The following is a 7931-nucleotide window of genomic DNA, read 5'->3' as shown; positions in this document are numbered from 1 at the left end:
ATAAAAACAGCCTCTAGCGCTTGATGGGTAAGCGCTGATAGCTATTATTAACATAGCGTGATCGGTAAGCCCCGACGCATCAGCTGCCGCGCACCATCGCCATGATCTTGGCCGCATCCAGCGTGGCGGCCTTTTGCTGGATCTGCGGCAGGTACTGTGACTGCATCTGTTTGGCAGGGCCCAGCAGGTTCTGGAAGGTGTCGCGCAGCATCGCTGTGCTCATCACGCGGCCGCCGGCATAGTAGCGCTTGGCCACCTGCCCCAGCGCGTAGGTGGTGGCAAACGAAAACGCCATGCCCGTCGCCGCGCTGCCCAGGCCGCCGATGGCGCGTCCGGCCGCCTTGCCCAGCAGGCCCCCCAGCAGCTTGCGGCCAAACTGCTCCAGGTACTGCGACGTCATGCCCACGCCCGCAGCGGCGATGAACTCCTTGATGTGGCCCTGGTCCAGCTCCACGCCGTGGGCTTTGCCGATGCCGTACACCATCTTCACCTGCATGGGGATGACGGCCATGGACGCCCAGGACTGCGGCAGGAGCTCCAGTGCTCCGTTGAGCAGGGCGTAGTTGAGGATGGATTTGTCCAGTTCCGCCTGCGAAGGGGTGGCTGCCGACGTTGCTGCTGCGGGGGCTGTGGCCGCTGCCGGCAGGGTCATGGGCACGGCCGTTTCCGCCACCTCCACCAGCGCATCGGCCTCCTGATCAAACGCTGCGGTTTGCGGTGCACCCAGCTGCAGGGCGGCCTTGAGGCTGGCCAGAAACTCGCGCTCGGCAGCGGTCTGGCGGCCATCCACGTCGCACACGCACACCGCCATTTCGTAGGCCAGCTGGCGGTGCATGGGCTCGCTCAGTGCCTGTGCAGCCGCCTGCACGCTGGTGCGCTTGAGCAGCACATCCTGATAGATGCGCGGGAGGTCCGCCATGCCGGCGTCGCCCGCGAGCGACTGGGCAATGCGGCGGATTTCCTCGCGTTCGGCGTCATCTTTGGCGCCGTCTGCAAACGCGGCCAGGAGGGCGATGGTGAGAATGGATTTTTGCTGGTCCAGCGTCATGGGGTGTGCCTGAGGAGGGTCAATGGAGTGAATGAAAGCAAGGAGCCCAGGCGCTGGGAGCGCCAGCCCTGGACGGTGTTTGGATACAGATGCAGTCTAGGCAAGCCGGTTTCAATGCCACAGCTTGTAGGGGCTTGTGCCTGCAGGGGCCCGGGCGCTGCGTGCGGGCGGCAATTTTTCGCCGCTGATTTGGGCCACGGGCCGGAAGGAGCGCATCTGGCCTACAGTGGGCGCCATGAACATTGCCCACCTCTTGCGCCGCAGTGCACTGCTGCACGCGGGTCAGCCCGCCGTACTGCACGGTGACACGGTGGTGTGGACCTACCGCACACTGGCTGCACGCACCGCCAGCCTGGCGGCCCATCTGCGCAGCTGCTGCGCGGTGGCTCCCGGCGACCGTGTGGCCATCTACGCCGCCAATGCGCCCGAGTACCTGGAGGCGTTGCACGCCATCCTGTGGGCGGGGGCCGTATCGGTGCCCGTCAACTACAAGCTGCACGCCAAGGAGCTGGCCTACGTGCTGGCCGACTCCGGTGTGCGTGTGGTGCTGACCTCGGAAGCGCTGGCACCCGCCGTGCGCGAGGCCGGTGCGCTGCAGGACGCGGTGCTGGTTTTTGGCTCCGACGCCTACCGCACTGCAGTCGCCCATGCGCCCATCGAAGTGTGCGACCGCGCGCCGCACGACGTGGCCTCGCTGTTCTACACCTCGGGCACCACCGGCCGCCCCAAGGGGGTGATGCAGACCCACCGCAACCTGCTGGCCATGACGGCCTGCTACTTCACCGATGTGGACGACATCCTGCCCGGCGACGCCATGGTCTACGCCGCGCCCATGTCGCACGGCGCGGGCCTGTACAACTACGCCCAGGTACTGCGCGGTGGGCGGCATGTGGTGCCGCTGTCAGGTGGGTTCGAGCCGGCCGAGCTGGTACAGCTGGCGGCAGCGGTGGGCCAGCTCACGCTGTTTGCCGCGCCCACCATGGTGCACCGCCTGGTGGACCATGTGCGTGCCACGGGCGCCGATGTCTCGGGCTTCAAGACCATCGTCTATGGCGGCGGCCCCATGTACGCCGACGACCTGCGCAACGCCCTGGCCGTGATGGGCAACCGCTTTGTGCAGATCTACGGCCAGGGCGAAAGCCCCATGACCATCACGGCCCTGCAGCGCGCGCAACTGGCCGACCGTCATCACCCGCGGTGGGTCGAACGCATGGTGTCGGTGGGCGTGGCGCAGTCGCTGGTGGAGGTGCGCGTGGTCGATGCCACGGGTCGGCCCGTGCCCATCGGCGAGACTGGCGAGGTGGTGGTGCGCGGCGACACCGTGATGCCAGGCTACTGGAACAACCCCACGGCCACGGCGCAGACACTGCGCGACGGCTGGCTCTGCACCGGCGACATGGGCGCGCTGGATGCGGATGGTTTTCTCACGCTCAAAGACCGGTCCAAAGATGTGATCATCTCCGGCGGCTCCAACATCTACCCACGCGAGGTGGAAGAAGTACTGCTGCTGCATCCCCAGGTGCGCGAAGTGGCCGTGGTGGGCCAGCGGGACGCCCAATGGGGTGAGGTGCCGGTGGCCTTTGTGGTGGCCGAAGGCGTTGATGCCCAAGAACTGGACGTGCTGTGCCTTGCCCACATTGCGCGCTTCAAGCGGCCGCGCCAGTACCGCTTTGTATCGTCGCTGCCCAAGAACAGCTACGGCAAGGTCCCCAAGACAGCATTGCGGGCGATGCTCGGCTGAGCTGCCCTGGCGTATGCCGCGCCCGAAAAAATGCCCGCAGGGCTTGCGCCATGCGGGCGGGGAAAACGCGAGGCTCGGTATCAGCTGCGGTTGCCGGTGGCAATCTTGCCTGCACGGGCTGCCGTCACGGCTTCGGCGCGCACACTTTCGCGGCTGACGTCCGCCGAGACACTTTCCTGGCGTGTGGAGAAATTCTTGAAGTGCGGCACGGCCTTCACGGCTTCGGCGTGAACTTCAGCACGGGTGCGGCTGGACTCGAACTCCGACTGGAAATTGGCGCCGTAGGTGTCGGCCTGCGCTGCAAAGGAAGTCAAAGCGGTAATGGCGGCGATGGAGAGAATGCGGGCGGCGGTCATGGTGTATTCCTTGAAATCGTGGGATCGATGAATCGAATAAGTAAAGTCTGCGCAGGGCACCGCAGGCACCCTGCGGGGTGATCAGCCGCGGTTGCCAACGGCGATGGTGCGAGCGCGTGCGGCAGTCACTGCCTCAGCGCGTACCGCGGCGCGGCTGGTGGCGGAAGGGGCGCTGTCCTGCGCGGCGACAAAGTTCTTGAAGTGGGGCACAGCCTTCACGGCTTCCGCGTGGACTTCAGCACGCGTGCGGCTGGACTCGAACTCCGACTGAAAGTTGGCGCCGTAGGTGTCTGCCTGGGCGGCAAAGGAAGCCAGAGCGGCGATGGAGGCAACGGAGAGAATGCGGGCGATGGTCATGGGGAATCCTTCAAGTAACTGTTTCAGGGCCCGGCCGGCACGGTGCTGATCCGGGTGTCGATGTAGGGAGCAGTGCTCTGCGTTGCATCGATGGGTGAACTTTACGCTTCGCGGGTACAAAGAAAAACTACCTGGTATCAAACTGACTGTTCCGTAATTTGAAACAATCTCTCTTTGACGACAATTTTTCAAACAAATAGTGGCTATTTTTTGATTTAAAAATATCAATCCAGCAAGGGTTACTACCCATCGCCTAGGATGAAGCAATCCCATCACCTCCTGGTCCTGTCCCATGCCCAAAATCCTGAAGATTGATTTCGTCTCCGATGTCTCGTGCCCCTGGTGCATCATTGGCCTCAAGGCGCTGGAGCAGGCGGCAGACAGGCTCAAGGACGAGGTGGCGCTGGACCTGCACTTCCAGCCGTTTGAGCTCAACCCGCAGATGGCGCCAGAAGGTCAGGACATTGGCGAGCACCTGCAGGAAAAGTACGGCGCCACGCCCGAGCAGAGCCAGCAGAACCGCGAGGCCATCGCGGCGCGTGGCGCGGCGCTGGGGTTTACCTTCAGCATGGACAAACGCAGCCGCATCTACAACACCTTTGATGCGCACCGGCTGCTGCACTGGGCCGAAGAGAAGGGCGTGCAGGCGCTGCTCAAGCACGCGCTGTTCAAGGCATATTTCACCGACGGGCAGGACCCGAGCGACGACGCGGTGCTGGTGCGCGTGGCGGTGGGCGTGGGGCTGGATGCCGACGAGGCGCGTGTGCTGCTGGCGTCAGACCGCTACGCCAGCGAGGTGCGTGAGCGCGAGCAGTTCTATCTGCAAAACGGCATTCACTCGGTGCCGGCCATCATCATCAACGAACGCCACCTCATCCAGGGCGGTCAGCCGGTGGAAGTGTTTGAGCAGGCGCTGCGTCAAATAGTTGCCACAGGCTAAAGGCCCTATGGGCGATCGTTCGGTTTGCTGCCTACCGCAGCGCACACAGACGTGGTGACGGGAGCTGATGTGTTGCTGTCCGAGTGTCGACGCGAACGCGTGACGTCTATTCTCTTAATTGTCGCGTCCGTCTTTGCAGGCGCTTGCTCCGGCGAGGTCAAGAATGTCACGCACGAGCTGGATGAAATGCTGGCTTCCGTGGGGACCTGTCTGTTGAAAACCTATGAACGCCAGGCAGGCAAGGCGTGCGAATCGTTGTATTTCGCCTTCGTCTCGCTGCAGTAGCAGATCCCGCCCGAGCTCGTAGGCAAATCGTGACCGGATTGCATCCACCTCTTGGAGAACTTCGCGCACCCTGCTTTCTCTTGCCGCCCAGGCCCGGATCGCAACCTCGCGCCCCGGCTGCATTCCTGAAGCAATTTCGAGATATCTTTCCAGGCGCACATGAGCGTTTGCGCCCGCTTCTGCGAAATTGATCACGCTGTCTGTGTACTCCGCCTTCCACCGGTTGAGCAGCGCATCGACGAAGCTCGATCTGCTGTCGAAGTGGTGATAGAAAGAGCCCCTTGTCACATTGAGACGCCTTGCGGTTTTCTCTATGGACAGTTGCTGATAGCCATTTCTGTCGAGCGCCTGGAACCCTGCTTCGATCCACGTTTCCTGACTGAGTTTTTTCATAAGTTTTCCAACATACGGGCTGTGTATGGTGCGTGGCTGCACTCTAAATTGCGGCCATGTTTCAAGCAACCGAACACACACCGGCACGCCCGCGCGTGGTGGTAATAGGCGCCGGCCTGGCTGGCTTGGCCGCAGCCCGTGCGCTGACCGACGACGGGTTCCCGGTGCAGGTATTGGAGAGCGCAAGCAGGGTTGGTGGAAGAGTTTTCAGCGCGCCCTTTCATGGCCGGACGATTGAAACCGGAGCCCAGTTCCCGTCCTCAGGCTACAGGCACATACCTGCGCTGATTGCTGCGTCGGGCCTGTCCAGTCACATCGAAAAAACTTCGCCGTGGGCGGCCCTGGAGCGCGAAGGGCGTCTGTGCAGGTTTCATCAAAGCCGGTTGAGCACCGTTTTTACCGGCGGATTGCTGCGTTGGCGCGAGTGTCCTGCGTTGCTTCGGGGCTCGCTCTCCTTGGCTGGTGGCGCAGCCTTTCGCGACACATCGAGTTATGCGGCATTCGCTGATGTGGATGTCGAAGACGCTCAGCATTGGTGCCCTCGCATGTTCGGCCCCCGTGCCACAGATCACCTGTTGGCACCCTTGATTCACGGGTTTTATTTTCACCCGCTTCAGGGCTGTTCGCGTGCGTTGGTCACTGCTGTCATGTCTTTTCAGGGTTCGAAAGCGCTGGCGGTAAAGGGCGGATGGGGGGCTTTGCCCCATGCGATAGCGGCCGGACTGAACGTTCAAACGGGGGTGGACGTTGAGTCTCTGCAACAGGTGCCTCACGGGTGGCGAGTCCGCTGTGGCGACGAGGTGGTAGAAGCCGATTGGATGGTGCTGGCGGTGCCGGCGCCAACTGCCAGGCAGCTGCTGCAATCGGTGATCCCGATGGAGCAACAGGTGCTGGACACCGGCTATGCCGCCACGGTGCACGTCGCATTGGGAATGGACGCTACCTGGACCACGCCCACTGATCTCCATGGGGTGCATGGATTGCTTTTGTCGCCGGACCCCTCGGGTATGGGGCAGGGTGTGGTGGCCTCCATGGTGGTCGAGTCTGCCCGACTGCCGGTTCCCGCTGCGCCCGAAGTTTTGACACTGATGTTGACCGATGCGGCTGCACGTGCCCAAGTGGGGAGTGACGATCATGCGCTGGTTCGGCTGGTCTTGGGCTGGCTTGAGAGCCGCTGGCCAGGCACCACCGATCATGCCATTTCGCACCGCGTGCAACGCTGGGAGTTTGCGGAGCCGCTTTCACCCGTGGGCAGAGCGCAGGCCATTGCGCAGTACCGGCAAGGTCTGCCTGATACACGACGTGTGGTTCTCTGTGGTGACTATATGGGTTTGCCTTGGACTGACGGAGCGGTGGAAACCGGTTTGTGGGCCGCAGACCGGATCAAGCGGGTGGTGCGCAAATTCCCCCGACTGGGCAGACCTCCTCCACCCTTTAGTTTTTCATTCACCTTCTATCGATTCCCATGAACGATCATTTCTACCTTGCAGGAGCCATCTTGATGGCCTTGATCGGTGTGATTCACACCGTATTGGGAGAGGTTCTCATTTTTCAGCGCATGCGCGTGAAGGGAGTGGTTCCGACAAAAGGCGGGGAAGTCCTCAGGGAGCGCAACGTGCGCATTCTTTGGGCTACATGGCATCTCGTCACCGTGCTCGGATTCCTGGTTGCCGTCGTGATCGTGCATCTCATCCGGATGCCGGCAGGCAGCGTTGAAAGCAGATTGCTGGTGGTCAGCCTCATCGGTGCAATGCTTGCAAGCTCCCTACTGGTTCTGGTCGGTACACGGGGGCGCCATCCAGGTTGGGCAGGTTTGTTGGTTGTTGCGTTGCTGGTGGGGGCCGGCGCATATGCATGATTCACATGAGCACGCCGGATCAGCGCAGCAACCATTTTTGTACGGGCGTGGATTCACGGTCGGATGTTGAATCCACTGCAGTTTGACTGGCGGGGTTGGTAGTCCGACAGAGCACTTGCTTGGTTTGCTTGATTTGCTTCTATTTTTATAGCATTTCGCGCTTTATGGGTAAGCGCTGGAGGCCTTTTCTATTCAAATTTTCTGGCCAACAAAAAAGCCCGCGAGGCTTGCACCTCGCGGGCTTTTGGGCAGATCCCTGGCCGGGAATCAGCTGCGGTTGCCGGTGGCGATGGCGCCAGCGCGTGCTGCGGTGATGGCTTCGGCGCGCACGGTGTCGCGGCTGGCCGACGGTGCAGCCACTTGTTGCTCGGGCAGGTAGTTCTTGAAGTTGGGCAGGGCTTGCACGGCTTCGGCGCGGACTTCAGCGCGGTCGCGGGTGGACTTGGCTTGCGACTGGAAGTCGGTGCCGTACAGGTCATTGGCTTGGGCGCCGAAAGAAGCGAAAGCGGCGACAGCGGCGATGGAGAGGATGCGGGTTGCGGTCATGGTGAGTTCCTTTAAACACTGTTTCAAAAACCGGGATCGCACAGTGCTGACCCGGGGTTCGATGCCAAGTGCAGTGACCTGCGCTTCATCGATGACCTGAACTTTACGCCGCGTGCGTTCAAAGAAAAACTACCTAATCTCAAACTGACTGTTCCGTCTATAGAAACAATCGCCCCACCAATGCCCCAAATACCGCCCGGGGAGTATGGTTTTGTGTCGAAATGTTCAGGGATTTATAGGGTTTTTACCCAAAGGGGTATTCCGACCGTTTCGCCCCCAATTCGCGCCGTATCGGGTGGCTGGGGCGCGGCCGCTTGGGCGCGTGCAGGACGGTACCCCCGTCAGCCGACGCCGTGTCGGTGTGTATAAATGCTCCTAATTTGATAGCTGTCAGCGCTTTCTGCATA

The 7931-nt window shown here is 61.8% G+C and carries 9 protein-coding genes; 4 read left to right on the top strand and 5 right to left on the bottom strand.

Annotated features, from left to right (window positions below):
- Window positions 1-79: 79 nt before the first annotated feature.
- Window positions 80-1048: a YcjF family protein gene (locus tag KYG_RS19705; protein WP_008906688.1), complete on the bottom strand. Its 969-nt coding sequence runs from the start codon at window positions 1046-1048 to the stop codon at window positions 80-82.
- A gap of 235 nt (window positions 1049-1283) precedes the next feature.
- Between KYG_RS19705 and KYG_RS19700 the strand changes: the two genes are divergently transcribed.
- Window positions 1284-2789 carry an AMP-binding protein gene (locus tag KYG_RS19700; protein ID WP_034695507.1) on the top strand — a complete coding sequence of 502 codons (1506 nt, stop codon included), beginning with the start codon at window positions 1284-1286 and terminating at the stop codon, window positions 2787-2789.
- 80 nt (window positions 2790-2869) lie between these two features.
- On the opposite strand, the gene KYG_RS19695 is transcribed toward KYG_RS19700, so the two are convergent.
- Both KYG_RS19695 and KYG_RS19690 read right to left on the bottom strand, forming a co-directional pair.
- A complete protein-coding gene (locus KYG_RS19695; RefSeq protein WP_008906686.1) occupies window positions 2870-3145 on the bottom strand; it encodes a DUF4148 domain-containing protein in 276 nt (91 codons plus the stop codon).
- 81 nt (window positions 3146-3226) lie between these two features.
- A complete protein-coding gene (locus KYG_RS19690; protein ID WP_008906685.1) occupies window positions 3227-3502 on the bottom strand; it encodes a DUF4148 domain-containing protein in 276 nt (91 codons plus the stop codon).
- 292 nt (window positions 3503-3794) lie between these two features.
- Between KYG_RS19690 and KYG_RS19685 the strand changes: the two genes are divergently transcribed.
- Window positions 3795-4442, top strand: coding sequence for a DsbA family oxidoreductase (locus KYG_RS19685; RefSeq protein ID WP_008906684.1), 648 nt, complete (start codon window positions 3795-3797; stop codon window positions 4440-4442).
- 114 nt (window positions 4443-4556) lie between these two features.
- Here KYG_RS19685 and KYG_RS19680 read toward each other — a convergent pair whose 3' ends face one another.
- Window positions 4557-5120, bottom strand: coding sequence for a TetR/AcrR family transcriptional regulator (locus KYG_RS19680; RefSeq protein WP_008906683.1), 564 nt, complete (start codon window positions 5118-5120; stop codon window positions 4557-4559).
- Between the two features lie 56 nt (window positions 5121-5176).
- On the opposite strand from KYG_RS19680, the gene KYG_RS19675 reads away from it, so the two are divergent.
- Together KYG_RS19675 and KYG_RS19670 are read left to right on the top strand one after the other, a co-directional pair.
- Window positions 5177-6589 carry an NAD(P)/FAD-dependent oxidoreductase gene (locus tag KYG_RS19675; protein ID WP_085942626.1) on the top strand — a complete coding sequence of 471 codons (1413 nt, stop codon included), beginning with the start codon at window positions 5177-5179 and terminating at the stop codon, window positions 6587-6589.
- Window positions 6586-6978, top strand: coding sequence for a hypothetical protein (locus KYG_RS19670; protein ID WP_034695501.1), 393 nt, complete (start codon window positions 6586-6588; stop codon window positions 6976-6978). The genes KYG_RS19675 and KYG_RS19670 overlap by 4 nt, the downstream gene beginning before the upstream one ends.
- Window positions 6979-7245: 267 nt before the next feature.
- Here the strand turns inward: KYG_RS19670 and KYG_RS19665 are convergent, their stop codons facing one another.
- Window positions 7246-7524 carry a DUF4148 domain-containing protein gene (locus KYG_RS19665; RefSeq protein WP_008906680.1) on the bottom strand — a complete coding sequence of 93 codons (279 nt, stop codon included), beginning with the start codon at window positions 7522-7524 and terminating at the stop codon, window positions 7246-7248.
- Window positions 7525-7931 lie beyond the last annotated feature (407 nt).

This window comes from Acidovorax sp. NO-1, assembly GCF_000238595.1.
In the GTDB taxonomy this organism is placed as follows: domain Bacteria; phylum Pseudomonadota; class Gammaproteobacteria; order Burkholderiales; family Burkholderiaceae_C; genus Acidovorax.
This window is presented reverse-complemented; position numbering and strand designations above follow the sequence as displayed.

What these genes read in the sequence shown, in the direction of transcription:
- KYG_RS19705 (WP_008906688.1), bottom strand. Translation starts at nt 1,048, where the DNA reads ATGACGCTGGACCAGCAAAAATCCATTCTCACCATCGCCCTCCTGGCC.
- KYG_RS19700 (WP_034695507.1), top strand. Translation starts at nt 1,284, where the DNA reads ATGAACATTGCCCACCTCTTGCGCCGCAGTGCACTGCTGCACGCGGGT.
- KYG_RS19695 (WP_008906686.1), bottom strand. Translation starts at nt 3,145, where the DNA reads ATGACCGCCGCCCGCATTCTCTCCATCGCCGCCATTACCGCTTTGACT.
- KYG_RS19690 (WP_008906685.1), bottom strand. Translation starts at nt 3,502, where the DNA reads ATGACCATCGCCCGCATTCTCTCCGTTGCCTCCATCGCCGCTCTGGCT.
- KYG_RS19685 (WP_008906684.1), top strand. Translation starts at nt 3,795, where the DNA reads ATGCCCAAAATCCTGAAGATTGATTTCGTCTCCGATGTCTCGTGCCCC.
- KYG_RS19680 (WP_008906683.1), bottom strand. Translation starts at nt 5,120, where the DNA reads ATGAAAAAACTCAGTCAGGAAACGTGGATCGAAGCAGGGTTCCAGGCG.
- KYG_RS19675 (WP_085942626.1), top strand. Translation starts at nt 5,177, where the DNA reads ATGTTTCAAGCAACCGAACACACACCGGCACGCCCGCGCGTGGTGGTA.
- KYG_RS19670 (WP_034695501.1), top strand. Translation starts at nt 6,586, where the DNA reads ATGAACGATCATTTCTACCTTGCAGGAGCCATCTTGATGGCCTTGATC.
- KYG_RS19665 (WP_008906680.1), bottom strand. Translation starts at nt 7,524, where the DNA reads ATGACCGCAACCCGCATCCTCTCCATCGCCGCTGTCGCCGCTTTCGCT.